The 26,977-nt window shown below is 59.0% G+C and carries 24 protein-coding genes and 1 pseudogene; 20 read left to right on the top strand and 5 right to left on the bottom strand.

Annotation, left to right across the window (positions count from 1 at the left end):
- The first annotated feature begins 18 nt into the window (after window positions 1-18).
- From BLR20_RS22565 to BLR20_RS22550, 3 genes are all read left to right on the top strand, one after another.
- Window positions 19-1,356 carry an MFS transporter gene (locus BLR20_RS22565; RefSeq protein WP_054993574.1) on the top strand — a complete coding sequence of 446 codons (1,338 nt, stop codon included), beginning with the start codon at window positions 19-21 and terminating at the stop codon, window positions 1,354-1,356.
- A 501-nt stretch (window positions 1,357-1,857) separates the two neighbouring features.
- On the top strand, window positions 1,858-3,066 hold the full coding sequence (locus tag BLR20_RS22555; protein ID WP_010435655.1) for an MFS transporter: 1,209 nt from the start codon (window positions 1,858-1,860) through the stop codon (window positions 3,064-3,066).
- Window positions 3,066-4,346, top strand: a complete 1,281-nt coding sequence (locus BLR20_RS22550) for an arsenic transporter (protein WP_010435658.1) — start codon at window positions 3,066-3,068, stop codon at window positions 4,344-4,346. The genes BLR20_RS22555 and BLR20_RS22550 overlap by 1 nt, the downstream gene beginning before the upstream one ends.
- Here the strand turns inward: BLR20_RS22550 and BLR20_RS22545 are convergent.
- Window positions 4,312-5,295, bottom strand: a complete 984-nt coding sequence (locus BLR20_RS22545; RefSeq protein ID WP_054993569.1) for a DUF1853 family protein — start codon at window positions 5,293-5,295, stop codon at window positions 4,312-4,314. The two genes, BLR20_RS22550 and BLR20_RS22545, sit on opposite strands and share 35 nt — an antisense overlap.
- Before the next feature lie 370 nt (window positions 5,296-5,665).
- Between BLR20_RS22545 and BLR20_RS22540 the strand changes: the two genes are divergently transcribed.
- The 17 genes from BLR20_RS22540 to BLR20_RS22460 all read left to right on the top strand — a co-directional run bounded on the left by BLR20_RS22540 (window position 5,666) and on the right by BLR20_RS22460 (window position 24,338).
- Window positions 5,666-6,733 (top strand): GGDEF domain-containing protein, encoded by a 1,068-nt coding sequence (locus BLR20_RS22540; RefSeq protein WP_032614223.1) that lies wholly within the window; start codon window positions 5,666-5,668, stop codon window positions 6,731-6,733.
- Window positions 6,734-6,872: 139 nt separating this feature from the next.
- On the top strand, window positions 6,873-7,763 hold the full coding sequence (locus BLR20_RS22535) for an NAD(+) kinase (protein ID WP_003409651.1): 891 nt from the start codon (window positions 6,873-6,875) through the stop codon (window positions 7,761-7,763).
- Window positions 7,763-8,728 carry a metallophosphoesterase gene (locus BLR20_RS22530; protein WP_003409653.1) on the top strand — a complete coding sequence of 322 codons (966 nt, stop codon included), beginning with the start codon at window positions 7,763-7,765 and terminating at the stop codon, window positions 8,726-8,728. The genes BLR20_RS22535 and BLR20_RS22530 overlap by 1 nt, the downstream gene beginning before the upstream one ends.
- A gap of 2 nt (window positions 8,729-8,730) precedes the next feature.
- Complete coding sequence (locus BLR20_RS22525) at window positions 8,731-9,603, top strand: rhomboid family intramembrane serine protease (protein ID WP_010435669.1); 873 nt, start codon at window positions 8,731-8,733, stop codon at window positions 9,601-9,603.
- 28 nt (window positions 9,604-9,631) lie between these two features.
- Window positions 9,632-9,892: a YeaC family protein gene (locus BLR20_RS22520; RefSeq protein ID WP_002554502.1), complete on the top strand. Its 261-nt coding sequence runs from the start codon at window positions 9,632-9,634 to the stop codon at window positions 9,890-9,892.
- Window positions 9,889-10,722, top strand: coding sequence for a DUF2797 domain-containing protein (locus tag BLR20_RS22515; protein WP_024639083.1), 834 nt, complete (start codon window positions 9,889-9,891; stop codon window positions 10,720-10,722). The genes BLR20_RS22520 and BLR20_RS22515 overlap by 4 nt, the downstream gene beginning before the upstream one ends.
- Window positions 10,723-10,734: 12 nt before the next feature.
- Window positions 10,735-13,401, top strand: a complete 2,667-nt coding sequence (gene pepN / locus BLR20_RS22510; protein WP_054993568.1) for an aminopeptidase N — start codon at window positions 10,735-10,737, stop codon at window positions 13,399-13,401.
- A 256-nt stretch (window positions 13,402-13,657) separates the two neighbouring features.
- A complete protein-coding gene (locus BLR20_RS22505) occupies window positions 13,658-14,311 on the top strand; it encodes a YjfI family protein (protein WP_054993567.1) in 654 nt (217 codons plus the stop codon).
- A 26-nt stretch (window positions 14,312-14,337) separates the two neighbouring features.
- Entirely contained in the window at window positions 14,338-15,045 is a 708-nt protein-coding gene (locus tag BLR20_RS22500) for a PspA/IM30 family protein (protein ID WP_003409660.1), read from the top strand.
- A gap of 30 nt (window positions 15,046-15,075) precedes the next feature.
- Window positions 15,076-15,630: a rhomboid family intramembrane serine protease gene (locus BLR20_RS22495; protein WP_054993566.1), complete on the top strand. Its 555-nt coding sequence runs from the start codon at window positions 15,076-15,078 to the stop codon at window positions 15,628-15,630.
- A gap of 90 nt (window positions 15,631-15,720) precedes the next feature.
- Window positions 15,721-16,386, top strand: coding sequence for a DUF2491 family protein (locus BLR20_RS22490; RefSeq protein WP_032614231.1), 666 nt, complete (start codon window positions 15,721-15,723; stop codon window positions 16,384-16,386).
- A 13-nt stretch (window positions 16,387-16,399) separates the two neighbouring features.
- A complete protein-coding gene (locus BLR20_RS22485; protein ID WP_032614232.1) occupies window positions 16,400-16,825 on the top strand; it encodes a DUF350 domain-containing protein in 426 nt (141 codons plus the stop codon).
- Between the two features lie 27 nt (window positions 16,826-16,852).
- Entirely contained in the window at window positions 16,853-17,599 is a 747-nt protein-coding gene (locus BLR20_RS22480) for a DUF1190 domain-containing protein (protein WP_054993565.1), read from the top strand.
- 11 nt (window positions 17,600-17,610) lie between these two features.
- A complete protein-coding gene (locus BLR20_RS22475; protein WP_054993564.1) occupies window positions 17,611-18,768 on the top strand; it encodes a glutathionylspermidine synthase family protein in 1,158 nt (385 codons plus the stop codon).
- Window positions 18,769-19,284: 516 nt separating this feature from the next.
- Window positions 19,285-20,640 (top strand): DUF1329 domain-containing protein, encoded by a 1,356-nt coding sequence (locus BLR20_RS22470; RefSeq protein ID WP_010435696.1) that lies wholly within the window; start codon window positions 19,285-19,287, stop codon window positions 20,638-20,640.
- A 233-nt stretch (window positions 20,641-20,873) separates the two neighbouring features.
- Window positions 20,874-21,920, top strand: a complete 1,047-nt coding sequence (locus BLR20_RS22465; RefSeq protein WP_050788914.1) for a YCF48-related protein — start codon at window positions 20,874-20,876, stop codon at window positions 21,918-21,920.
- Window positions 21,921-21,947: 27 nt separating this feature from the next.
- The gene (locus BLR20_RS22460; protein ID WP_010435701.1) at window positions 21,948-24,338 is read left to right on the top strand and encodes an efflux RND transporter permease subunit; all 2,391 of its coding nucleotides are present in this window, start codon (window positions 21,948-21,950) and stop codon (window positions 24,336-24,338) included.
- 98 nt (window positions 24,339-24,436) lie between these two features.
- On the opposite strand, the pseudogene BLR20_RS28165 reads toward BLR20_RS22460, so the two are convergent.
- From BLR20_RS28165 to BLR20_RS22440, 4 genes and pseudogenes are all read right to left on the bottom strand, one after another.
- Window positions 24,437-24,876, bottom strand: a pseudogene (locus tag BLR20_RS28165) (hypothetical protein).
- Window positions 24,873-25,313, bottom strand: coding sequence for a hypothetical protein (locus BLR20_RS22450; protein ID WP_074595050.1), 441 nt, complete (start codon window positions 25,311-25,313; stop codon window positions 24,873-24,875). The pseudogene BLR20_RS28165 and the gene BLR20_RS22450 overlap by 4 nt, the downstream one beginning before the upstream one ends.
- Window positions 25,310-26,236, bottom strand: coding sequence for a DUF6402 family protein (locus tag BLR20_RS22445; RefSeq protein WP_054993563.1), 927 nt, complete (start codon window positions 26,234-26,236; stop codon window positions 25,310-25,312). Before BLR20_RS22445 ends, BLR20_RS22450 begins: the two co-directional genes overlap by 4 nt.
- Window positions 26,237-26,241: 5 nt before the next feature.
- On the bottom strand, window positions 26,242-26,826 hold the full coding sequence (locus BLR20_RS22440) for a PAAR domain-containing protein (protein ID WP_054993562.1): 585 nt from the start codon (window positions 26,824-26,826) through the stop codon (window positions 26,242-26,244).
- Window positions 26,827-26,977: the final 151 nt, after the last annotated feature.

Raw genomic sequence — 26,977 nt, 5'->3', positions numbered from 1 at the left:
AAGACGCCGAGGTCAGCCATGACAACTACTACCGTAGAGCAAGTCGATCCTGCCACGCTGAAAAAAGTCATCGTCGCTGCGGCCATCGGCAACTTTGTCGAGTGGTTCGATTTTGCTGTGTATGGCTTTCTGGCGACGACGATCGCACTGCAGTTTTTTCCCAGCGGCGACAGCAGTGCGGCGTTGCTGAAAACCTTCGCCGTGTTCGCCGTGGCCTTCGCATTTCGACCGCTGGGCGGAGTTTTCTTCGGCATGCTGGGTGACCGTATCGGGCGCAAGAAAACCCTGGCGATGACTATCCTGCTGATGGCCGGTGCCACCACGCTGATCGGCCTGTTACCGACCTATGCCGCGATCGGCGTGATGGCGCCGGTTCTGCTGACCATCATTCGCTGTGCGCAGGGTTTCTCGGCCGGCGGGGAGTATGCCGGTGCCTGCGCCTACCTCATGGAGCATGCCCCGCGCACGCAACGTGCCTGGTACGGCAGTTTCGTTCCGGTCTCGACGTTCTCCGCATTCGCTGCCGCCGCAGTGGTGGCCTACGCGCTGGAGTCGTTTCTGTCGACCGAGGCCATGGGCAACTGGGGCTGGCGTCTGCCGTTTCTGATTGCTGCACCGCTGGGGCTGGTCGGGCTGTACCTGCGCTGGAAGCTCAATGAAACCCCGGCGTTTCAGGCAGTCGCTGAAGAACATGCCGTCGCTCACTCGCCGCTCAAGGACACCTTGCGCCACCACGCAGCGGCGATGTGCTGTCTGGGCGCATTCGTGTCATTGACGGCGTTGTCGTTCTACATGTTCACCACCTATTTCGCGACCTACCTGCAAGTGGCCGGTGGACTGAGCAGGGCAACGGCGCTGCTGGTTTCGTTGATCGCTCTGGCCTTTGCCGCCGCCCTCTGCCCACTGGCCGGTGCCTATTCGGATCGGGTAGGGCGCCGGGTCACCATGGCAACGGCCTGCATTCTGTTGATGGTCGTAGTGGTTCCATCATTCCTGATGGCCAGCTCCGGTTCGTTCATCGCCTCGATCATCGGCGTCATGCTGCTCGCCGTGGGCGCAGTACTATGCGGCGTGGTAACAGCCGCACTGTTGTCGGAAACCTTTCCCACCCGTACCCGCTACACCGCCTCGGCGATCACCTACAACATGGCCTACACCCTGTTCGGCGGCACCGCGCCGCTGATGGCAACCTGGCTGATCAGCATGACCGGCAGCAACCTGTCGCCAGCGTTCTACCTCATCGCCGTGGCAGCACTGGCAATGGCCGGCGGCATGGCCCTGCCGGAAACCTCGAAAATCTCGCTGCATGATGTACCCGCTACAGGCGAAGAGCCGGTGGTGGGGTCAATTGCCTGAGGACAAGGGCCGGAAACAGGAGCGGGGACTTTGCTTACTTTGGTCCCTCAAAGTAAGGCGCCGTAAGGGCGCAAAGGTGACCTGAGCCAAACACCAATCCACCTGACATTGCAGAACCGCTGTGTGACGCAGAGCGTCACGAACTGCATTCCCACGCGGAGCGTGAGGAACGAGAGGTGCTCCTGAGAACACCTATCGTGCCCATGCTCTGCGTGGGCATGCAGTTCTGGACGCTCCGCGTCCGGTCTTGAACAGGTGGCGCAGCGCAGAGTTTGTGACGCCGAGCCTCATGAACTGCATGCCAATGCGCAGCATCGGCGCACCAGCCGAACACAGGAAAAGCCATGCCCGGCAGAACACTTGCCTACCCGTCAGCAAAAACGCAACAAAACGTGGCACAGTCGCCCCGAAAAATGGCACATTGGCGCGCCCTGGTACACGTGACACATCTTGTAATCATCTGTGCCGGGCGAACCGCGAACCCTTTTACGGATGAATACCATGGCGACCAGTGCTCCGCCCGTGACGGCGAAGGCCTCGACCACCCCTCAAACCAGCCCGCTGGTGATGCGCATCATCGGTGCCGTCGCCCTCGCGCACCTGGTCAATGACCTGATTCAGGCCATCCTTCCGTCGATCTACCCGATGCTCAAGGCCAGCTACGACCTGAGCTTCACCCAGATCGGCCTGATTACCCTGACATTTCAGATCACAGCCTCGCTGCTGCAGCCCTGGGTCGGTTATTACACTGACCGCCATCCCAACCCGCTGGTACTGCCCGTCGGATCGATCTGCACGCTGATCGGTATCGTGATGATGTCGCTGGTCGGCAGCTTCCCCTTGATTCTGCTGGCCGCCGCATTGATCGGCATCGGCTCGTCAACGTTCCACCCGGAAGCCTCGCGTATCGCGCGACTGGCCTCAGGTGGTCGCTACGGGCTTGCGCAATCGACCTTTCAGGTCGGTGGCAACACAGGCACTGCGTTCGGACCGTTGCTGGCCGCGGCGATCATCATCCCGTTCGGCCAGGGCAATGTCGCCTGGATCGGGCTGTTTGCGTTGTTCTCGCTGGGGCTGCTGTATGCAATCAGCCGCTGGTATCGCGCACACCTCAACCTGTTCAAGCTCAAGGCTGGTCAGGCTGCCACTCATGGTCTGTCCAGAAAGCGCGTGATTGCCTCGTTGGCAGTGCTGGCGTTTCTGGTGTTTTCCAAGTTTTTCTACATGACCAGCCTGACCAGCTATTTCACCTTCTACCTGATCGAGAAATTTGGCCTGTCGGTCGCCAGCTCGCAGCTGCACCTGTTCCTGTTTCTGGGCGCCGTGGCGGCGGGGACCTTTTTCGGCGGGCCGATCGGTGACCGCATTGGCCGCAAGGCGGTGATCTGGTTCTCGATTCTTGGCGCTGCGCCATTCACCCTGGCGCTGCCCTATGCGGATCTGTTCTGGACCAGCGTACTCAGTGTGATCATTGGCTTTGTCCTGGCCTCGGCCTTTTCCGCCATCGTGGTCTACGCCCAGGAGCTGGTGCCTGGCAACGTGGGCATGATTGCCGGGCTGTTCTTCGGCCTGATGTTCGGCTTCGGCGGCATCGGCGCTGCCTTGCTCGGCTATCTGGCCGACAGCCACGGCATCCTGTTCGTCTACACGCTGTGCTCGTACCTGCCGCTGCTCGGCATCCTCGCGATTCTTCTGCCTCGGACCAAATAATGCTGATAGCAACGCTGATTTTCCTGTTCACCATCACGCTGGTCATCTGGCAACCCAAGGGTCTGGGCGTAGGCTGGAGTGCCGTACTGGGGGCAATACTGGCGTTGCTGACAGGCGTCGTGCACTTCAGTGATATCGCTGTGGTGTGGGGCATCATCTGGAATGCCACGGCGACGTTCATTTCGCTGATCATCATTACGCTGCTGCTCGATGAGGCCGGTTTCTTTGCCTGGGCAGCGCTGCATGTGGCGCGCTGGGGTAAGGGTAACGGACGCCGTCTGTTTGCCCTATTCGTGCTGTTCGGTGCGCTGGTGTCGGCCTTGTTCGCCAACGATGGTGCAGTGCTGATCCTCACCCCGATCGTCATTGCCATGATGCTCGCATTGCGCTTTTCGCCTGCCTCGACGCTGGCATTCGTCATGGCGGCCGGTTTCATCGCCGATACGGCCAGCCTGCCGCTGGTGGTCTCGAACCTGGTGAACATCGTCTCGGCGGATTACTTCAAGATCGGTTTCAACCGTTATGCAGCCGTCATGGTGCCGGTGAATCTGGCCAGTGTCGCCGCCACCCTGGCCGTGCTGATGTGGTACTTCCGTCGGGACATTCCCGCCGAGTTCGAGCCCGAGCATCTGGACAAGCCGGAAACGGTTATCCATGACCGCGCCACGTTTCTGGCCGGTTGGGCGGTGCTGCTGATTCTGCTGGTGGGTTGTTTTGCCCTTGAGCCGCTGGGCATCCCGATCAGTGCGATCTCGTCGGTGTGCGCAGTGCTGCTGCTGGGCATCGCCGCCAAAGGGCATACCATCAAGACCAGCAAGGTGATGAAAGAAGCGCCGTGGCACATCGTGGTCTTTTCGCTGGGTATGTACCTGGTGGTCTATGGCCTGCGTAACGCCGGGCTGACCGATTACCTGGCCAGCTTGCTGGACTGGTTCGCGGGCTATGGCATCTGGGGCGCGGCGATGGGCACCGGCCTGATGACTGCGTTCCTGTCTTCGATCATGAACAACATGCCCACGGTACTCATCGGGCTGCTGTCCATCGACGCAAGTCATGCCAGCGGCGCCATCCAGGAAGCGATGATCTACGCCAACGTGATCGGCAGCGACCTCGGCCCGAAAATCACGCCTATCGGCAGTCTGGCCACGCTGCTCTGGCTGCATGTGCTGCAGCGCAAGGGCATCACCATCAGTTGGGGCTATTACTTCAAGGTCGGTATCGTGCTGACCGTGCCTGTGCTGCTGGTCACACTGGCTGCGCTGGCATTGCGATTGAGTTGAGCGGATGACTGGTGTCGGCCAGATTCGGCCACATGTCCGACACCAGAAACAGTCGCTCGGCTTCCTCCCAGTGGCCCTCGGCATTCTCCCTGAGGCGCACCAATAGCTGCGCCGGGGCCAGCGGATCGAGTTCATTCAGCCAGTCTTGCAACTGCTGATCGCTCCACGCCTGGTTGTAGAGTGCCGGCGCCAGCCAGGCATGGCGCGGCAGGGGCTGCCAGCGTCCAGGCTGGCTTTGCGCCAGGAACGACCTCCAGTCACGCTGATGCAGCCAGAGCCCCTTGAGGTGCTGCGGATGAACGCCGGCAGGGGATTGGCATGAGCCCGGCCACGGATACAACAGGTAGCCGCCCAGCCACAACCGCGCACTGAACGCTTCGACGCCCAGCGCTTCAAGCGTCGCACGGCTTTCCGGGCGCGCGGACATCGGCAACTGATGCTGGCTCAGATGGGCCAGCTTGCGGTCCAGCCGATCCTGACAGCCAGGCCCCAGCCAGTGCGCCGGATCGCTGCCATCGCCGTCCTGCGGCCCCAGGTAGAGCTTGATCGCCAGTTCGACGTGGTGCACGCCTTCAGCATCACGCAGCAGCATGTCCAGCTCGCCCAGGGTCTGGCTGCCAAGCCTGATCGGCAGGTTGGCTGCGATTATTTCCACCCCCGGCGCATGTTGCACGGCGAATTGCCAGAGCCGTTCGTAATAGCGGCCCAGTCTTCGCGTGGTGGCCTGCGCCAGCCAGTCTTCCAGCGGGCGGCTGTCGCGGTCCAGTTGCCAGAGAAAATCCGCCAGTTGCTGTGGGGCCTTTACCCAGTCGCTGCCCGCCAGTGGGTGGCGCTGCGGCCAGGGTGCGGTTTCAAGCATGGGCGGCGCGAGGATCACCCAGGCAAGGTCGCGCACTTCGGAATGCCGCAATTGGCGGGGGAGATCGATCAGGCCGGGGAATAGAGTCATGCGCCGAGGATAGCGTGAGTCGCCGCCGACAGACAGTGTGTTCGGCAAGCGGCCCGCTCGCGCCGGAGTTTCTGCTTCGCAGACAGCATATGACGTACGACGTGCGACAAGATGTTCATTGAATAAAGAAACGTTATTGAGAGTTATTAGGCGCCTTCTCTTTGTGCAAACTGTCATTCATATCCAGTATATTGTTTGCGTCAAACAGTTCAGGCGCCGGTCAATGATGTTCATTGCCCGGTGTGTCTCAATGATGGTCACCTGGTGGTGAATGTCATTCAATCAGTCGGTCGACTCTTGGGCTGCTTAATATAGGTAGTCTTCAGGCGGCGGATATTCGACTCGGCAAATCGGATGCCTGGAGTTTTCTATGAACGGTGACATGCAGACCCGGATAAAACAGCTGCTCTCACCCGCCATTGCGCGTGTGCAATGTATTGCCATCGTGTGTTGGCTGATTGTTCTCTCGGTCACGCCATATCTGCAATTCGGTCCGCCGGAAATGCTGCTGACCCTTGGCCTGCTGGGGGCGTGCGCATTGCAATACCGGGCGGTCGACTTCAGGGTCTGGCGCTGTGTGGGCATGGCATTCGTGATCATTGTGGCACTGTGCTTTTCAAGGGCGGGACATTTACGCACCGGGACGGACATCAACTGGTCACTCTCGGTCGCCGTGATGATTATCCTGTGTTCGACATTGTTAGTGGTGTATACCCGGGATTATCTTCTGGTGGCGGTACTCGCCTGGTGTATTCTCTCTCCCGCCCAGGGGGTCGATACCGACAGTGTTGCGACTGTGTTCATGACACTGTTCTTTATCACGTCGGTCAGTCTGGGCAGTGTGATGAATCACACTTACACGCGCACACTTCGTACCGTATTGAGTCTGGAACATCAGTTTCGTGAACTGTCGCTGACCGATGACCTGACCGCTATATTGAATCGCCGTGCACTGATGCAGGCACTGGATAATCATGTGCTGAATAACTCCGCGGGTTATTTTCTGATGCTCGACATTGATGACTTCAAAACGATCAATGATCAATTCGGCCACGACGCCGGTGATCAGGCGCTTCGCGTGATGGCTGGCTGTCTGCAAAAGACCGTGGGCAGTCTTGCCTTTGGGCGAATGGGCGGAGAGGAGTTCGGCGTGATCCTGCCAATGTGCAGTGAAGATGACGCTCGGGATTATGTGCTGAGCCTGCTGGACTGCATCAGGAAGTCATCCGCTGTGAGCCCGCTGACCTGCAGTGCCGGGCTGGCAGACATCCCGGCGGCAGCGGACAGCTCGGCAGTGCTCAAGACCGCCGACATCAATTTGTATCAGGCCAAGCGCGGCGGCAAGGACCGGGCATTCTGGCGAGGTGCGCAGATAGGCATTCTTCAACCCGGCAGCATGAGTCCGGAGTACGATGAAACCACCGCGTTGACCCGCTAGGCTCCGGCTTGCGTTCCGCCACCCGTGCAAAAGCCCGCAAGGTCCGCGACGTGCTTTTTACACCCCGGTTTGCTGCTGTCAGGCCCTTTCGCCCATAATCACGTTTTTCAAGTCGTATCGAACCCGCAGCAGGAGCCTCATGGAGCAATTTCGCAATATCGGCATCATCGGTCGCCTGGGCAGTGTTCAGGTGCTCGAGACCGTTCGCCGACTCAAGAGATTCCTGCTGGATCGCCATCTGCACGTCATTCTCGAAGAGACGATCGCCGAGGTCCTGCCCGGTCATGGCCTGCAGACCTCATCGCGCAAGATGCTCGGCGAGGTCTGCGACATGGTTATTGTGGTCGGCGGCGACGGCAGTCTGCTGGGTGCGGCGCGGGCACTGGCCCGGCATAACGTTCCGGTGCTGGGCATCAACCGTGGCAGCCTGGGCTTTCTGACTGACATACGCCCCGACGAGCTGGAGGTCAAATGCGCCGAAGTGCTCGATGGGCATTACCTGGTTGAAAACCGCTTCCTGCTCCAGGCCGAAGTGCGTCGCCACGGCGAGGCCATCGGCCAGGGCGATGCGCTCAACGACGTGGTGCTGCATCCCGGTAAGTCCACGCGCATGATCGAGTTCGAGATCTACATTGACGGGCAGTTCGTGTGCAGTCAGAAGGCCGACGGCCTGATCGTCGCCACGCCTACCGGGTCGACGGCCTATGCGCTGTCGGCAGGCGGGCCGATCATGCACCCCAAGCTCGACGCCATCGTCATCGTGCCGATGTACCCGCACACGCTCTCCGGGCGGCCTATCGTGGTCGACGGCAACAGCGAGCTGAAAATCGTGGTGTCCAAGGACATGACCATTTACCCGCAAGTGTCGTGCGACGGTCAGAATCACTTCACCTGTGCGCCGGGTGACACCATTACGGTCAGCAAGAAACCGCAGAAACTGCGTCTGATCCACCCGTTGGATCACAATTATTACGAGGTCTGCCGCACCAAGCTCGGCTGGGGCAGCAAGCTCGGCGGCGGGGGCGATTAATGCTCGATCCGGCGCGTGGCTATGATCTGATCGGTGACGTGCACGGGTGTGCCCATACCCTCGAGCACTTGCTGGAGCTTCTCGGTTACCGTCTGCAGGCCGGCGTGTGGCGCCATCCCGAGCGCATCGTCATTTTCCTCGGCGACATCATCGACCGCGGCCCGCGTATTCGCGAATCGCTGCACATCGTCCGCGACATGGTTCAGGCCGGTCAGGCGCTGTGCATCATGGGCAACCATGAGTTCAACGCGCTGGGCTGGGTGACACCGGCCCTGTCCGAAAGCGGTCACCAGTTCGTGCGCGAGCACACCCCGCGTCATGCGCGGTTGATCGGCGAGACCCTGGCGCAGTTCGAGCAGTATCCTGATGAGTGGAGCGAGTTCGTCAACTGGTTCTACGAATTACCGCTGTACCTCGATGCCGGTCGCTTCAGGGTCGTGCACGCCTGCTGGGATGCGACGCTGATCGATCCATTGCGTGGCCTGCATGGCACAGGGTGTATCGACAAGCATTTTGTCCAGGCGTCGGCGGTGCCCGGCAGCTTCGCCAGTAATGTCTTCAACCGTCTGCTGCGTGGCACCGACATGCGTCTGCCGCACGGCCTGACCCTGACTGGCGGTGATGGACTGACCCGCGAATTCTTCCGCACCAAGTTCTGGGAGGATGACCCGCAGACCTATGGCGACGTAGTCTTTCAGCCCGACGCGTTGCCCGAAGGGGTCGCCAAGACGCCGCTGTCCACGTCGGAGAAGAACGCCTTGCTGCGCTACGGCATCAATGAGCCGCTGCTGTTTGTCGGTCATTACTGGCGCAGCGGCATCCCTGCGCCTATCCGGCCGAACCTGGCCTGTCTGGATTACAGCGCCGTACTCTACGGCAAGCTGGTCGCCTATCGGCTGGACCAGGAAACACAGATCGATCCGGACAAATTCGTCTGGGTCGACGTGCAGCGTCCCGAGGTTTGAGAATGAGTCCTGTCGCTGTCCTGCGTTTGCCGCTGACCACCGACCTGAGCGGTTTTGTCAGGCTATTGCTGCGCTTGCAGATTCCTCATCGGGTCAGTGAAGAGGCTGGCGAGCAGGTCCTGTGGGTGCCGGACGCGCCGCGACTGGTCGAGGAAGTGCGCGAGTTGTACACGCGCTTCCCCGAAGGCGACGAGCACGTTCAGCTGGCGCAAGACATCGGGAGCTCGACCTACAAGCCGCCCGGCCTGATCGAGCAGTTACGCAACAGCCCGGTGACGGCCCTGGTGTTGCTGGTCACCTTGCTGGTGGCCGGCATGACGCTGCTGGGTGATAACCTCGAAGCCGTCCGCTGGCTGACCTTTCAGGATTTCCGCATCCATGGCGAGTACGCAACGTTTCTGCCGTTGTCCGAAAGCCTGGCGTCCGGGCAGTGGTGGCGGATCATCTCGCCCATGCTCATCCACTTCGGCATCCTGCATCTGGCCATGAACGGCATGTGGTTCTGGGAGCTGGGGCGGCGGATTGAAATTCGCCAGGGCAGCCTGTCGCTGCTGTTGCTGACCCTGCTGTTCTCTTCGGTTTCAAATTACGTGCAATACCTGTTCAGCGGCCCCAGCCTGTTTGGCGGACTGTCCGGCGTGCTGTATGGCCTGCTCGGGCATTGCTGGATTTTCCAGATGCTGGCGCCCAATCCGGTCTATCGCCTGCCGCGCGGGGTGTTGATCATGATGCTGGTCTGGCTGGCGTTGTGCCTGTCCGGGCTGGTGAGCATGCTCGGCTTCGGCGAAATCGCCAACGGTGCGCATGTCGGCGGGCTGATCATCGGTTGTGTCACCGGGCTGCTGGGTGGTGCGATTGCGCGCCGCAAGGCCTAGAATTACCCGCTATTTTCTGGAGTGCGCCATGTCGTCTTTTATAGAAATGATCGAAAACATCACCCCGGATATCTACGAGAGCCTGAAACTGGCTGTGGAAATCGGCAAATGGTCCGACGGTCGCAAGCTCACTCAGGAGCAGCGGGAGCTGTCCCTGCAGGCGCTGATCGCCTGGGAAGTGCAGAACCTGCCGGAAGACCAGCGCACTGGCTACATGGGGCCGCAGGAATGCGCCTCCAAATCGGCACCAGTGCCCAATATCCTGTTCAAATCGGATGCTATTCATTGATCGAAATTGGTCGCGGAGCAGTCAACAAAATGTCGGCGCGTCAGGATGACACGTCGTGTGTGCAATACGCTTTTCGCCTCGGCGAGACCGAGATAGCGGTCAACCCGCTGATCGGCAAGACGCTGCGTCTGGAGTTTCTCGGCGCCATTCATTGCAGTCATTGCGGGCGCAAGACCAAGTCCAGCTACAGCCAGGGTTACTGCTACCCGTGCATGCTCAAGCTGGCGCAGTGCGACCTGTGCATCATGAGCCCGGAAAAATGCCATCACGATCAGGGCACTTGCCGTGATCCGGCGTGGGGCGAGCAGTTCTGCATGACCGATCACATCGTGTACCTGGCCAACTCGTCAGGCGTGAAGGTCGGTATTACCCGCTCTACGCAGTTGCCGACCCGCTGGCTGGACCAGGGTGCAAGCCAGGCACTGCCGATCCTGCGCGTGGCAACCCGTCAACAGTCCGGCTTCGTCGAAGACCTGCTGCGCAGCCAGGTGGCTGATCGTACCAACTGGCGTGCCCTGCTCAAGGGCGATGCTCAACCCGTTGACCTCAAGGCCATTCGCCAGGAGCTGTTCGACAGTTGCGGCGCAGGGCTGCTGGGATTGCAAGAACGATTCGGGCTGCAGGCCATCCAATTGCTACATGACGCCGAGCCTGTCGAGTTTCGTTACCCGGTCGAGGCGTATCCGACCAAGATTGTCAGCTTCAATCTGGACAAGAACCCGATTGCCGAAGGCACGCTGCTGGGGATCAAGGGCCAATACCTGATTTTCGACACCGGCGTGATCAATATTCGCAAATACACGGCCTATCAGCTGGCCGTGCATCAGTAGAAGGATTCCAGCATGCGCACCGAACAACCGAAAATGATCTACCTGAAGGATTACCAGGCTCCCGAGTACCTCATCGATGAGACGAACCTGACCTTCGAACTGTTCGACGACCACTCGCTGGTCCACGCGCAGCTGGTCATGCGCCGCAACCCCGAGCGTGGCGCAGGCCTGCCACCGCTGGTGCTGGACGGCCAGCACCTGGAACTGGTTTCGGTCAAGCTGAGCGATGTCGAGCTGAGCGCCACGGATTATCAGCTGACCGACGACCACCTGACCCTGCACCCACAGGCTGACAGCTTTACGGTCGACAGCACCGTACGCATCCATCCGGAATCCAACACCGCGCTGGAAGGGTTGTACAAGTCCAGCGGCATGTTCTGCACCCAGTGCGAGGCCGAAGGCTTTCGCAAGATTACCTATTACCTCGACCGTCCTGACGTGATGAGCAAGTTCACCACCACCGTCAGCGCCGACAAGCAGGGCTTCCCGATCCTGCTGTCCAACGGCAACCCGGTGGCCAGTGGCGAAGAAGAGGGTGGCCGGCACTGGGCGACGTGGGAAGACCCGTTCATGAAACCGGCCTATCTGTTTGCGCTGGTGGCCGGTGATCTGTGGTGCATCGAAGACACATTCACAACCAAGAGCCAGCGGGAAGTGATCCTGCGCATTTATGTCGAGCCGGAAAACATCGACAAGTGCCAGCACGCCATGACCAGTCTGAAAAAGTCCATGCGTTGGGACGAAGAGACCTACGGTCGCGAGTACGACCTGGACATCTTCATGATTGTCGCGGTCAACGACTTCAACATGGGCGCGATGGAAAACAAGGGCCTCAATATCTTCAACTCCAGTGCCGTGCTGGCGCGTGCCGAGACGGCGACCGACGCGGCACACCAGCGTGTCGAAGCGATCGTCGCCCACGAATACTTCCACAACTGGTCGGGCAACCGCGTGACCTGCCGTGACTGGTTCCAGCTTTCGCTCAAGGAAGGCTTCACGGTGTACCGCGACGCCGGTTTCTCGGCCGACATGAACTCGGCCACGGTCAAGCGTATTCAGGACGTTGCCTACCTGCGTACCCACCAGTTCGCCGAAGACGCAGGCCCGATGGCGCACGCCGTGCGCCCGGACAGCTTCATCGAAATCTCCAACTTCTACACCTTGACCGTGTACGAAAAGGGCTCGGAAGTGGTCGGCATGCTTCACACCCTGCTGGGGGCTGCAGGCTTCCGCAAGGGCAGTGATCTGTATTTCGAGCGCCACGATGGCCAGGCCGTGACCTGCGACGACTTCATCAAAGCCATGGAAGACGCCAATGGCGTCGATCTGACCCAGTTCAAGCGCTGGTATAGCCAGGCGGGCACGCCGCGTCTGGCGGTCAGCGAGTCGTACGACGCTGCGGCCAAGACCTACAGCCTGACCTTCCGCCAGAGCTGCCCGACCACACCAGGCCAGCCTGGCGATCAGAAGCAACCGTTCGTGATCCCGGTCGAACTGGGGCTGCTGGACAGCAAGGGCGGCGAGATTGCCCTGCGTCTGGCGAACGAAACAGCGGCGACCGGCACCACGCGGGTGTTGTCGGTTACCGAAGCCGAGCAGACGTTCACCTTCGTCGATGTCGCCGAAAAGCCGCTGCCTTCGCTGCTGCGCGGCTTCTCTGCACCGGTCAAGCTGAGCTTCCCGTATGACCGCGATCAACTGATGTTCCTGATGCAGCACGACAGCGACGGTTTCAATCGCTGGGATGCCGGGCAGCAGTTGTCGGTTCAGGTATTGCAGGAACTGATCGGCCAGCATCAGCAAGGCCAGCCACTGGTCATGGATCAGCGTCTGATCACTGCACTGGGCACCGTGCTGGCGGATGATGGCCTGGATCAGGCGATGGTCGCGGAAATGCTTTCGTTGCCGGGCGAAGCCTATCTGGCCGAAATCAGCGAAGTGGCCGATGTCGATGCCATTCACGCTGCTCGCGAGTTTGCCCGTCAGCAGTTGGCAGAGGGGTTGTTCGACGGGCTGCTGGCGCGCTATCAGGCCAACCGTGAAGTGTCGAAGGTCACGCCTTATGTTGCCGAGGCCGCGCACTTCGCCCGTCGTGCGCTGCAGAACATCGCGTTGTCGTACCTGATGCTCAGCGGCAAGCCGGAGGTACTGGCAGCCACTATCGATCAGTTCGACACCAGCGACAACATGACCGAGCGCCTCACCGCGCTGGCCGTGCTGGTCAACTCGCCGTTCACTGCGGAGCGTGACAAGGCGCTCGCCGTGTTTGCCGAGAACTTCAAGAGCAATGCGCTGGTCATGGATCAGTGGTTCAGCGTCCAGGCAGCGAGCACTCTGCCGGGCGGCCTGCAGCGTGTGCAGGAACTGATGAAACACCCGGCCTTCAGCATCAGGAACCCGAACAAGGTGCGCGCCTTGATCGGTGCCTTCGCCGGGCAGAACCTGGTCAACTTCCACGCGGCAGATGGCTCCGGCTATCGTTTCCTGGCGGACCTGGTCATCGAACTGAACGCGCTGAACCCACAGATCGCCTCTCGTCAATTGGCACCACTGACCCGCTGGCGCAAATACAACAGCGCTCGTCAGGCGCTGATGAAAGCCGAGCTGGAACGCATCCTCGCCTCCGGCAAACTGTCGGCGGACGTGTATGAAGTAGTAAGCAAAAGCCTGGCTGAATAAGGGTTGCCCAGTGCCTGACAGGCACTTGTGACAAAGGCGCTGTCCGCTGCTGCGGACAGCGCTTTTTTTATGCGAACTGTGCGTCGCCGGTCGGGTTTTGATGTGACGCAGAGCGTCACGAAATGCATTACCACGCGGAGCGTGGGAACGAGAATTGTCGCGGCTCGAAAAATCTCACATGTGATGCATATCTATCTTTAGAAACATCTGCTACGTTGCTCACCTGATCCACGGCCAGCAGCAGAGGGGAGCGCCAATGCCTCGTAAAACCCAGGGCGACAACGCAGCGGTCCCGGCCAAGGTTTCCAAGAGCTCCACCGATTACATGCGTGAAATGCGCCTGCGGCTCAAGGAGGCGGGGCTGGTGAAGCGCGAATTCTGGATCCGGCCGGAAAATGTCGATGCCCTGCGGGGTATCGAAAAAGCCTTAAGACAGCCCTTTTTGGGCGACAGAATAAAACTGGAGGACTTCATGACCGAGAATACCCACTGGACCATCAGCTCTCTGCAGAAGGCCCTCAGCGAACTGGAACTGGTGACGAACGGCAAGATCGAGCTCGACGTGACCGAGGGCGATGCCTCGGGGATCAGGCTGACCATGGCCGACTACGGCGACCTGCCGATCTACATCGCCGTGGAAGGCGAGCAGATTCTCGCCGATGCGACCTTGATCGAAGTGAACAAGATCAAGAACGTACAAGTGTTCAACGATGTTGTCCTGCGCAGCCGCGATCTGTTTCCGTTGTCGTCGGTCGGCATCGAAAAGCTGGGCGGCGGTCAGGAAGTCTACTGCCTGTTCGGCGCATTGAGTGCGGCATCGTCGCTCACGGTCGTGGTGCAGGAAATCCTCACCCTCGCGGACAACGTCATTCGCGCGGCCGATGCTTTTGAAGATCATTTCATCTACTGAACAGCGCTGTCAGGCGGAGAACATTCATGACTACAAGTATCTGGAAAAAACTGGTGACCGCTGTTCGTGGCGGCGCTTCCGAAGTGGGCGAGTCGATTGCCGACGCCAACGCCATCCGTATTCTGGACCAGGAAATCCGTGACGCCGAGAACGCGCTGGTCAAGGCCCGCGACGGGCTGATTACTATCAAGGCCAAGCACAAACTCTCGGCACAGCGCCTTGAAGAGCACGCCACCAGCATCGCCAACTGGGAAGGTCGCGCCATGCAGGCCCTGAACAAGGGTGAAGAAGCGCTGGCCGTAGAATGCGCGAACAAGATCGCCGAAATCGAAGCCTTGCGTGATCAGGAGCAGGAGCTTGCCGACCAGTTCAGCAAGCAGGTCAACCTGCTGCAGGATCAGGTGATCAAGGCCGAGTCGCGAATCAAGAGCCTCAAGCAGCAGGTCGAGATGGCCAAGGCCCGTGAAACTGTACAAAAGGCCCGCGTCGCGACGGCCACCGCAACCGGTGGTGCCAGTGGCGCCGTGGAAACTGCAGTCGGCTCGCTGGCGCGCCTCAAGCAGCGCCAGGATGAACAGGACGCCAAGCTCGAAGCCGCTGAAGAACTGGCCAGCCAGTCCAGCGGCAGCGATCTGGAGCGTCGTCTGCAGGATGCCGGAATCGGTGCCAAAAGCGGCGGTGCGCAAGATGTTCTGGCGCGCCTGAAAGCCAAAAATCAGACGCCGGCTCAGTAAGCGCTGCAACAAGGCAGGCGAGGGTGGTTAATGGCGTTTTCCCGACGACTCAAGGTCATCCTCGTCCTGTCGGCCGTGTTGATTGCGGTACAGGCAATCAACTCGATCACCGGCAACAGTCTGGTCCATTTCGGTATCATGCCGCGCAGCCTCACCGGGTTGCGCGGCATTGTGTTTGCCCCTTTTCTGCATGGGTCGATTCAGCACTTGCTCAGCAATCTGTTGCCGTTCATTGTGCTGAGCTGGCTGGTGGCGACCGAGGGTGTCAGGCGTTATGCGTGGGTTGCCGGGCTGGTCTGCCTGCTGGGCGGGCTGCTGGTCTGGAGCTTCGGTCGCAGCAATATCCATGTCGGCGCAAGCGGTCTGATTTTTGGTTTGTGGGCTTATCTGCTGGCACGTGCGTGGTATCAGCGCAGTATCGCCAGCGTGATGATCGCGCTGCTGGTACTGGCCGCTTACAGCGGGCTGGTATTCGGCTTCGTTCCGGTGGCCGGCATGTCGTTTGAGTCACATATCGCTGGTGCACTCGCGGGCGTTTGTGTGGCCTGGCTGATGCATTCCAAGGCATTGCTGGCGGAGAACTGAGCCATTCGCGCGCAGGCAGTGCGCCTGTTGCGCCTGTTGCGCTTGAAGAGCGTTATATATCGTCACCCGTCGACTGCAAGGAAATGGATTATGAGTTGGTTCAAAAGGGCCATGGGCCTGGAAGCCCCCAAGGCATCAGGCCGGGACGGCGCACAACCGGTCAGCACGGTCTGTCCGTTGGGGCTGGCGTCCGGACGGATGCTGTGCCTGGACAGTTCACTGAAGCTGTTGCTCGACGGTCACTCGGAAGTGGTCGTCCCGGGCGATGAAAAGGTCTGGTCCGTAGGGCATATCGATCTTGGTCAGTCCATGGCGCTGCATCGTTTTTACCTCGATAACGAGGACTACTTTCTGCAAGTGGTCAGCGACGGCCCCAACCCGGAAGACGTGCAGGACATCATCCTGTTCGGCTACTACAGCGCCGAGCCGATCACCAGCAAGGATGAATTGCTGCGCCTGACCGGCCCGTCGTCGAAGATCGGTCTGCCGACCTACGAGCACGACGGTGAGGTCTTCGAGCGGCAATGGGGGACTTCACCCGGTCAGACCGAACTGACGCCACTCGATGAAGACATCGTCAGTCCTGACGCGACTTATCGCGTCAAGCACCTGAGCATGCTGTACGCCCGCGAAACGGGACTGATCAACCGCCGTGAGTTTCTGCTGTTTTCCGTAGAGGAAGACGAGGAGGGCAGCATCACGCTCACCACGGCGGTCGGCATAACGCTGCAATCCACTGATATCAACGTTCTTTGACAAGGAAATCCTCATGATCGACGCGCTGCGTATGTCGCTCAATGCCACCGCTGTGTTCGGCTTCGTCATGTACATCCTGGTGGCAGCGATTCTGTTCGCGCTGTTCCAGTTCATTTACAGCCGGATCACGCCACACAAGGAATTTGCGCTGATTCGCGAGAACAACAGCGCCGCCGCGCTGGCGTTGGGTGGTTCGCTGATCGGTTTCGCGCTGCCGGCCAGTAACATCATCAGCTACAGCATCAGCATTCTGGACGTGATCGTCTGGGCAGTGATTGCCGCCGTTGTGCAACTGCTGGCGTTCGGCGTTACCAGCCTGGTGCTCAAGGGCCTGTCGACGCGTATCGCCAAGGGCGAAATGGCAGCAGCCATCTATTCGGCCAGCGTCGCGATCAGCGTCGGTCTTCTCAACGCAGCCTGCATGACCCCGTCGGTCTGACGGCAGCCTTGAACAAGGAGACTCACGATGAGACGTAGTTCAGTAAAACTGGTGCTCGCCGGCGCGCTGCCGCTGGCCCTTGCCGGGTGCGGTCCGTCCGAGCAGAAGGATACCGTCAACGCCAAGGCCAACTTCAGTTCGGTGCAGGAGTGCGTCGACGCCAAGGTGCCGGTGAATGTCTGTTCGGATGCCTACATGCAGGCGTTGTCCGATCATCGCCGCATTGCGCCGACTTATGATGACAAGGCGTCCTGCGACGCGGACTTCGTCCCGGATTATTGCCAGGTCACCTCTGACGGCAAGTACATACCCAAGCTCGGCGGCTTCGAACTGGGCTTTTCCGGACAAGTGCCGAAAGAGGCACTGGACCGGGCCAATCAGGAAGTCAGCCAGTCTGCTCCGGCAGGCATGAGTGGCACCACCGGTCTGATGGCCGGGCTGCTGATCGGCAATCTGCTCAGCAACGGCTTCGGTAATAACCGCTACTACTCGCAGCCCATCTACCAGACGCGCGATGGCCGGGGTGGTTATTACAGCTCGTCCCTGCCCAGTCAGATCGATCGCGGCAAGACCTTCGGGCGCTCGACCCAGGCGCAATCCAGCCCGGATCGCAGCTACGGCAAGAGCACCCTGGGGCGCAACCTGGGCAGCTCGGGGGCCGGCTCGTCTTCGGTGTCATCGACCATCTCGCGCGGCGGCTTCGGCAGCCAGGCCTCGGCGCGCAGTGGCTGGGGTGGCAAGAGCAGCGGTGGCAGCAGCAGTTTCGGAGGCTGACGGTTCGCGGCATGAAAAAGATCAGCATCGAGGAACGTCCGGACTGGCGTTCGACCGCCGAACGTGAAGGGTTCAACTTTCACACCATCGACGGTGAGCGTTACTGGGATGAGCGCGGGTATTACCTGTTCAGCGAACAGCAGATTACCCGCGATCTCGAAGCGCCCACTCAGGAGCTTCACCAGATGTGCATGGACGCTGTGGCGCGAGTGGTGGACAGCGAAGCGCTGCTCCATCAACTGGCGATTCCGGAAGCGTTCTTCGACGTGATCCAGACCTCATGGAAGGAGGGACATCCGCATCTTTACGGGCGCTTCGATTTTGCCTACGACGGTACGGGCCCGGCGAAGATGTACGAAATCAATGCCGATACGCCGACCAGTCTGATGGAAGCCGGCGCGGTGCAACTGCTCTGGCTGGAAGAGCAGATGGCGCGCGGCGTGTTGCCTGCGCGTGCCACCCAGTTCAACTCGATTGCCGAGGACCTGGTTAGGGCCTTTGCCGAGTTTCCCGGTACGACTCCGTTCTACTTTTCGGCGATGTCCGGTTCCGTCGAAGACCGTGGCACCACCGATTTTCTGCGGCGCATGGCGGCACACGTTGGCATCGATGCGAGGCACATCGATATCGAAGACATCGGGCTCAGCGCTGACGGGCGTTTTGTCGACCTGGACGGGCGCTGGATCGAGCGCTTGTTCAAGCTGCACGCGTGGGAGCACATCTTTCACGAGGAATTCGGCCAGCACGTGTCAGCCAGTGGTACCCAGTTTGTCGAACCCGCGTGGAAGGCAATTCTCAGCAACAAGGGAATCCTGCCGCTGTTGTGGCAGTTCAACGAAGGCCATCCGAACCTGCTGCCTGCACACGTCGACCGGGACCCGAGCAAAGCGGTCCCCAAAGGCTGGGTGCGCAAACCGTATTTTTCCCGTGAGGGCGCTAACATTGAAATGCGCACGCCCGGCGATGAGGTGATCTCGGTCGATGGGCCCTACACCGATGCGCCCTACATTCTGCAGGCGTACTCGCCGCTCCCGCGTTTTGGCGACAGCTACACGCTGATCGGCTCCTGGGTCATCGGTGATCTTGCGTCCGGGATCGGTATTCGTGAAGACGACAGCCTGATTACCAAGGACACCAGTCGCTTCCTGCCACACGTCGTCATCGACTGAGCCCTGCCTGTCGTCACCCGGTGTTACTGGCTTCGAGCACGTAACACTCTTGTTGTTACCAAGCGTTCATATCCCCGCTAATAAACAGTCATAACGAGTTGCCTTGTGAGTGGGGTGTCTGACAATCAAACAGAGTGTGTCGTTGTTTTTTATTCTGGTCATCACGCGGGCGCACGACGTTTCAAATCTGTACCTTATATAAGTTGCGATCTGTTCTTTATGGCCTGTTGGCATTCACGTTGCATTACTGTGGGCGATTCCGGGTGCCTGTTCCATTGGTGTTTAACAGCGTGTTGTCCATTCTTCTTATTCTGTGAAGTTTCCTACAGACGTATACCCGGTAAATAACCTGTTCGCGATAAGAATACGTGAGCAACTCTGTTTGCCTGTTAAACACACGGTTATTGGCCAATCGTCAATAACCGTGTCGCCCTTACAACATGCCGTTTACACGGAACTATTCCCGGCCTGGACGCCAGACACGCGTCCCGACGTGGCCATGCAAGGAGAGCCCACATGCTCATGAAACAACGGCTGGGCGGCGCGCTGACGCTGCTGTTCGCGATCAACACCTGCCAGGCAGTCGATACCACGTTGCTCGGGAGCCGTTTGACCCCGCTGGGAGGCGAGAGGGCAGGTAATGCCACGGGGACCATTCCGCCCTGGACGGGCGGGATCACCCGGCCCCCACCCGGATACAAGGGCTCGGGTACTCGGCATGTCGATCCGTATGCCGCTGACAAGCCCTTGTTTACCATCACCCACGCCAATATGCAGCACTACCGCACGCACCTGACGCCTGGGCAAGTAGCGATGTTCGAAGCCTATCCCGACAGCTACCGTATGCCGGTATACCCGACCCGGCGTTCCGGATCGGCGCCGCAATGGGTGTACGACAACACCCGCCGCAATGCGCAGAAAGCCAGATTGATCGGCGGCGGCAACGGTTTCGTCGATGCCTACGGTGGCATTCCATTTCCCCTTCCGGAAAAGGGTATTCAGGCCGTGTGGAATCACATCGCCCGGTATCGCGGCCATTACGCGGTGCGGCGCACTTCGGAAGTCGCGATACAGCGCGACGGCAGTTTCAAGCTGAACACTTCGCGTCAGGAAGTGCTGTTTCGCTTCTACGATCCAGCGGGCAGCTTTGCCAGTCTGGATAACGTGCTGTTCTATTACCTGTCGTTTATCCAGTGCCCGACGCGTATGGCCGGTTCCGCCGTGCTGGTCCATGAAACACTGGACCAGATCCAGGAACCCCGCCAGGCTTGGACCTACAGTGCGCGGCAACGTCGGGTACGCCGGGCGCCGAGCCTGGCCTACGACATGCCGATCCCGGCCTCTGAAGGATTGCGCACGGCCGACGACACCGACATGTTCAACGGCTCACCGGATCGTTACGACTGGACGTTACTGGGCAAACGCGAGATTTATATTCCCTACAACAACTACCGGATTTCCAGCCCCGACATTACCTATCGACAATTACTGCAGGTGGGTCATCTCAACCCGGCCTATACGCGCCATGAGTTGCATCGTGTATGGGTGGTGGAGGGCACGCTCAAACCGACCGCGCGTCATGTCTATTCAAGACGCACGCTGTACCTGGACGAGGACAGTTGGCAGGCTGCAATCGTCGATCAGTACGATGCTCGGGGGCAGTTGTGGCGGGTTTCCATGGCGTACCTGAAGAACTATTACGAACTGCCGACGACCTGGTCCGCACTGGACGTTTTCCATGACTTGCAGGCGCGGCGTTATCACGTACAGAACCTCGACAATCAGGAGCCTGGCACCAGTGATTTCTCTCAGCCGGTGCCCAGCGTGAATGCTTTCAAACCAGCGGCCTTGCGGCGCAGGAGCATTCGCTGAAAGGCGTCTGGTCAGGCTGCCCGATCAACCGTCGTGATGATTCATCAATCACATTCAGCGCGCTTAACAAAAGATAACGACATGTCGATTGTCAGGCATTTGCAAAGCTGCCTAGGATGGCTGAGCTTCCAGACAGGTAACGCCCTACCGCTGCGGGCGTCGGCATCGACAAGAACGGTTCGGCACCGGCACCCGATAACAGCCACCTGATAATAATAAGAGCGGAAAAGTCCATGCGTGAGTCTTTCCATCGTCGCACCCGGTTATGCGCGGTCATGTCCCTGGCTATTGTTTCGTCATCTTTTTTTGCGCTGCCAGCCACGGCCGGGTCCGAGCCGGTATCTACTGCCGCAGCTGCAGACACTCCCGTTTACGCCATCGAGTCGGCCAAGGCCTCACGCACGTTGCTGCTGGACGTCGCCCATGCGGGTGCGCGGCTGGTCGTGGTGGGTGACCATGGGCATATTCTGCTTTCCGATGATCAGGGCAAGACCTGGAGTCAGGCCCGCGTGCCTACCCGCCAGTTGTTGACGGCCGTATTTTTTGTGGATGAACAGCATGGCTGGGCGGTCGGTCACGACGCCCAAGTACTGGCCAGTAGCGACGGCGGCAAGAGCTGGAACAAGCAGTTCGAGGACTTGAAGCGCGAGGCTCCGCTGCTGGATGTCTGGTTCAAGGACCTCGACAACGGCCTGGCCATCGGTGCCTACGGCCTGCTGCTGAGCACGGCCGATGGCGGGCAGCACTGGGAAGATGTCAGCGACCGGCTGGACAACGAAGACCAGTACCACCTGAACGGCATCGCTCAAGTCAAGGACGCCGGCCTGTTCATTGTCGGCGAAGCGGGCAGCATGTTTCGCTCCCGTGACGAGGGGCAGACCTGGGAGAAAATCGACGGTCCGTACCAAGGCTCGTTATTCGGCGTGATCGGCACGGCTCAGCCGTCCACGCTGCTGGCCTATGGTCTGCGCGGCAATCTGTTTCGCTCCAGCGATTTTGGTGACAGCTGGCAACCGATCGAACTGAAGGGCGCGCGCGGGCCGCTCGAGTTCGGTCTGGCCAGCGCCACGCTGCTGGCCGATGGCTCGCTGGTGCTGGTCGGCAATGGCGGCAGTGTCATGCGCAGCACCGATGACGGTGAAACATTCGCGGTCTTCAATCGACCTGATCGCATCTCGCTGGCCGGGGTCACCGGCAACCCTCAGGGCAATCTGATTCTGGTAGGACAGGGCGGCGTTCGCCTCACCTCGCCGACGGGCGCCGATACGACCCAACAATAAGACCTTTCAGGGCGGGGATATTCAGGCATGAGCACGCACCAACACGCGCAAGATTCGGATGAAAAGGCAACCTTCCTTGAACGCCTGATTTTCAACCATCGCCCGGCAGTGATCATCCTCTGCCTGCTGGCCAGCCTCTTTCTGTTCTGGCAAGCCACGCAGGTGCGGCCTTCCACCAGTTTCGAGAAGATGATCCCGCTGTCTCATCCGTTCATTCAGAACATGCTCAAGCATCGCAACGACCTGGCGAACCTTGGCAACACGGTGCGCATATCGGTCGAGGCGGTTGACGGCGACATCTTCTCCAAAGACTACATGGAGACCCTGCGCCAGATCAGCGACGAGGTGTTTTACATCCCCGGCGTGGACCGCTCCGGGCTCAAGTCGCTGTGGAGCCCCAGCGTGCGCTGGACCGAAGTCACGGAGGAGGGCTTTGCGGGAGGCGAGGTGATACCGCAGAGTTACGACGGCTCGGACGCCAGTCTGGATCAGTTGCGCAATAACGTGCTCAAGTCCGGGCAGGTCGGGCGTCTGGTCGCCAACGATTTCAGGTCGAGCATCATCGACGTTCCGCTGCAGGAGTTTTACCCGGACCCGGCAGACCAGGGCAGGTTACTGGCGCTTGACTATCAGCAATTCTCCCACCAGCTCGAAAAAAAGATCCGCGACAAGTATCAGGCGCAAAACCCCGACATCAGGATTCACATCGTCGGCTTCGCCAAGAAAGTCGGCGATCTGATCGATGGCCTGTTCATGGTGGTGATGTTCTTCGGCATCGCCTTTCTGATCACGCTGGTGCTGCTGATCTGGTTTACCCGGTGTATCCGCAGCACGGTGGCGGTACTGAGCACCACGCTGATTGCGGTGATCTGGCAATTGGGGCTGATGCATGTGGTCGGCTTCGGTATCGACCCTTATTCGATGCTGGTGCCGTTTCTGATCTTCGCCATCGGCATCTCCCACGGTGTCCAGAAGATCAACGGTATTGCCCTGCAATCCAGCGAGGCCGAAAACGCCCTGACCGCTGCACGGCGGACGTTTCGTCAGCTGTTTCTACCCGGCATGATCGCGATTCTGGCCGATGCGGTGGGCTTCATCACGCTGCTGATTATCGACATCGGGGTGATCCGCGAGCTGGCCATCGGTGCTTCCATTGGTGTGGCGGTGATCGTGTTCACCAACCTGATCCTGCTGCCGGTAGCGATTTCCTACGTGGGTATCAGCAAAAAGGCCGTGAGCCGCAGCAAGCAGGATGCGGTCTCCGAGCATCCTTTCTGGCGATTGCTGGCGAACTTTGCCAGCGCCAGAGTCGCGCCGGTTTCACTTGTGCTGGCGCTGCTGGCCTTCGGTGGCGGGCTCTGGTACAGCCAGAACCTGAAGATCGGCGATCTGGATCAGGGCGCGCCAGAACTGCGCCCCGACTCGCGTTACAACCAGGACAACGCGTTCATCATCAATCATTACTCGACCAGTTCCGATGTGCTGGTGGTCATGGTCAAGACAGCCCCAGAGGGGTGCTCGGCGTATTCGACCCTGTCAGCGATCAACGAGCTGGCCTGGAAGATGGAAAACACTCAGGGCGTGCAGTCGGCCATTTCGCTGGTGACGGTGTCGAGACAGATGATCAAGGGCATGAACGAGGGCAACCTGAAATGGGAGAGCCTGTCGCGTAACAAGGACGTGCTGAACAACTCCATCGCCCGCGCCGACGGTCTGTACAACACCGATTGTTCGTTGGCGCCGCTGCTAGTGTTCCTTAACGACCATAAAGCCGAAACCCTCGACCGTGCGGTGCATGCAGTGCAGGACTTCGCCAAACAGAACGACACGCCGGACCTGCAATTTCTGCTGGCTGCCGGCAACGCCGGCATCGAGGCCGCGACCAACGAAGTGATCAGGCAGTCCGAGCTGGTGATTCTGGTGCTGGTCTACCTCTGCGTGGCGGCGATGTGCATGATCACCTTCCGCTCATGGGCAGCCACCCTGTGCATCGTCCTGCCGCTGGTGTTGACCTCGGTGCTCGGTAACGCCCTGATGGCCTTCATGGGGATCGGCGTCAAGGTCGCGACCTTGCCTGTGGTGGCGCTGGGCGTGGGCATCGGCGTCGATTACGGCATCTACATCTACAGCCGTCTGGAAAGCTTCCTGCGCGCCGGCCTGCCGTTGCAGGAGGCCTACTATGAAACCCTCAAATCCACCGGCAAGGCCGTGCTGTTCACCGGCCTGTGTCTGGCCATCGGTGTGTGCACCTGGATCTTCTCGGCGATCAAGTTCCAGGCCGACATGGGCCTGATGCTGACCTTCATGCTGCTGTGGAACATGTTCGGCGCACTATGGCTGCTGCCCGCGCTGGCGCGGTTTCTGATCAAACCGGAGAAAATGGCGGGGAAGGTGGGGAATTCGTTGTTTTCGCATTGAGGCTGTGGCGGCCTGTAACTCGGTGTCCTATTCACTATCGTGCCAATGCGGAGCGTTGGAACGATCATTTAAAAATGTCCAGCATCGTAATGCTCTCGTTATTGAGGGTTCACGCGAGCAGGGTGATCATTCATGCAGTCAGGGATATTGGGGCCAATTGAGATCATTCCAGCCGATACCTCACCCGATCCGTCTCCCCAGTCCAGCGGTCCGCTCGCTGACGCCAGATCGTAAACCTCGGTCTCTGGAATCAACTCTCCAGTGCGATGATCGTAGAGCCGAAAAAACGCAGGGTATTCCCACCAGGGTAGCCACCTTCTTGGGACCTCACTATCCGGATGCGGCATCGAATGAAACATCATCGGAAGAACCCAGAATGGTTTGAACAGCTCTACTCGGTAACAGCCTCCAGGGCTTATGTCAGGTTCGCCAGAGCGTTCCGCTAATCCTTTTCCCACCATTCCGATGCGTTCCAGAGACTGCCTGCGATAGTTATGTAGGCCAGAAAAAATACCCAGCGTCCCGATGCCACTTTCATTGAGGCTTTACGCGAGTAGGGCGATCACCCATGCAATCAGGGAGATTGGGGCCAATTAAGATCAAACCGGACATTACCACTCCCGATCCACTTCCCCACGACAGTTTATCGCCCGCTGATTCCAGATCGTAAATCTTCGTCTCTGAAATCAATACGCCAGTGCGGTGATCGTAAAGTCGAAAAAACGCCGGGTAGCCCCACCAGGGAAACCACGTGGGTGGTTGATCTTCGTTGGGATCGGATTCTCGATGAAACATCATAGGTAAGACCCAAAATGGTTTAAATATATCTACTCGATAACATCCACCCGGACTTACATGCGGGCCGCTCGATTTTTCAGCCAGTCCTTTTTCCCACCATTCAGAAGCGATCCAGAGACCGCCTGCGATGATGACGTATGACAAAAAAAATACTATTGTGCGAGATGGTTTTTTCATAGCCATGTTCCTAGCTCAATGATTTGATCGGATTTCTTCCACATGATGTCCGAATAAATTATGAAGTCGCCCCCTTTGATTTGTTCTACACGATAGTTTCGAAAGTTTGCGTTTGTGATTGCAGCAAAGGGCCCATCTTTCAATCTGATTATCAAGTTTCCTTGAGGGTGCAAGGTTATGAGTGTTTCCGATTTGGTGAGTACGCGATCTTCTGTCCATGTGCCCAAGTATTGTATGCCATTGAAGTCGTAATGATCTCGGATATAAAGACCTACATGCTCAACGTGAAAGTAGTGTTGACGATGTTGGGTGCCAGAAATTTCCTTGCTGAAGGTTTTTCCTGTTACACCTACTTTCATCGTTGCAAAGCCCAATGCTCCGTACATATCATCCAGCGTGCTCCATGCACTACCGAATTTAGCGAAGTTTACTTGAGCACAAGCGTCCATTTGTCTGGCGGACATCGTTTTTGAACCCAGTTGGCAGTCAATGTGATCACGCCAGCCAGCTTCTTTTAGCAGTTCTTTCAATCGATTGACGGCGTTAGCTGTGTTCAATCTTGACTCAGCCACCTCAACAGCCTGCCTGCATCGCTCAAACTGCATTGCCCATTCCATCTTCACGATGCTTTCATCGCACTGCGCGGGAGACAGGCTCATTGGGTCTGGCTGCGTTTCTCGCTCCTTCCACTCCTCCGGCATCTCCCACGCTGGACTGTCAAACCATCGCTGCATCAGCGCTGCCGCCGTATTCCAACCCATGTTGCGCATGGCTCCGGGGATGCGAGAGAGGGCCAGGCTTTGAATAATGACTTCTTTGGCCGGGGTGTCTGTCGGGGCGTAGGTGTGTGAGGCGCCTTGGGGCAACGCGAAGTAGGTGTCGGGGCCCAAGGCGTTGGTGCGCTGGAAATCGTTCAGAGACATCGTGATCACTCCATGACCGGCCAGGGTGCGGTGGTTGCGAGTTGTAGAGCGATGACCGCAGGGCTTTTATGGCTGCGGCTGTAGCCCTGCAGGTCAAGCGCACCAACGGCAGTGCAGCGTTGATCTTGCATGACCACATAGCCCAGATGGCCAAGGCTGGAACGCTGTTGGTTGAACAGACGAAAACGTTCGTCGCATGCCATTGAGTTTCGCTGGCTCGGCAACGAATCAACGGCCTGCACACCGCCATCGAACGCACCTTCGCTGGCCAGCTCCTGATGATGACCAGCCGAAGTATCGGGCGCAGACTCCACTGCACTGGACCGCCTCTCGACCCGAAAGAAGCTTTGTTGCCTGGATATCAACCGGGCCCCGCAACTGGTCAGGTCGCCTTCCAGGGCGATGATGTTTCCGTCGATATGGAAGTTGTTTTCTTCGCCGAGAATTTTGCTGGCGCCATGCAGCGGACAGATGACGTCACAGCCCCTGTGTGCTATTTGGAAACCGTTAATACGCTTTGTTCGATCGCCGTTGATAACAGACCCTCCGTGGTCTGTGGTATCGCCCTGAACGATGGCCAGAAGTTTCATGCAATGCTCCCTGCACACTTTTTTATCAGCTGCACGAATCCCTGACGTTCGACAGGTTTAATCGACGTGTATGAACAGGCGCAGTGCGTTAATTAATGTGCAGGGAGAGATATCATTACTTTATATGTTCGCAAATAGCAGATCGCTATCT

It is taken from the genome of Pseudomonas congelans (genome assembly GCF_900103225.1).
GTDB classification, from domain to species: Bacteria; Pseudomonadota; Gammaproteobacteria; order Pseudomonadales; family Pseudomonadaceae; genus Aquipseudomonas; species Aquipseudomonas congelans.
Note: the sequence above shows the minus strand (reverse complement) of the source record. Positions and strands in the feature narration are given on the sequence as shown.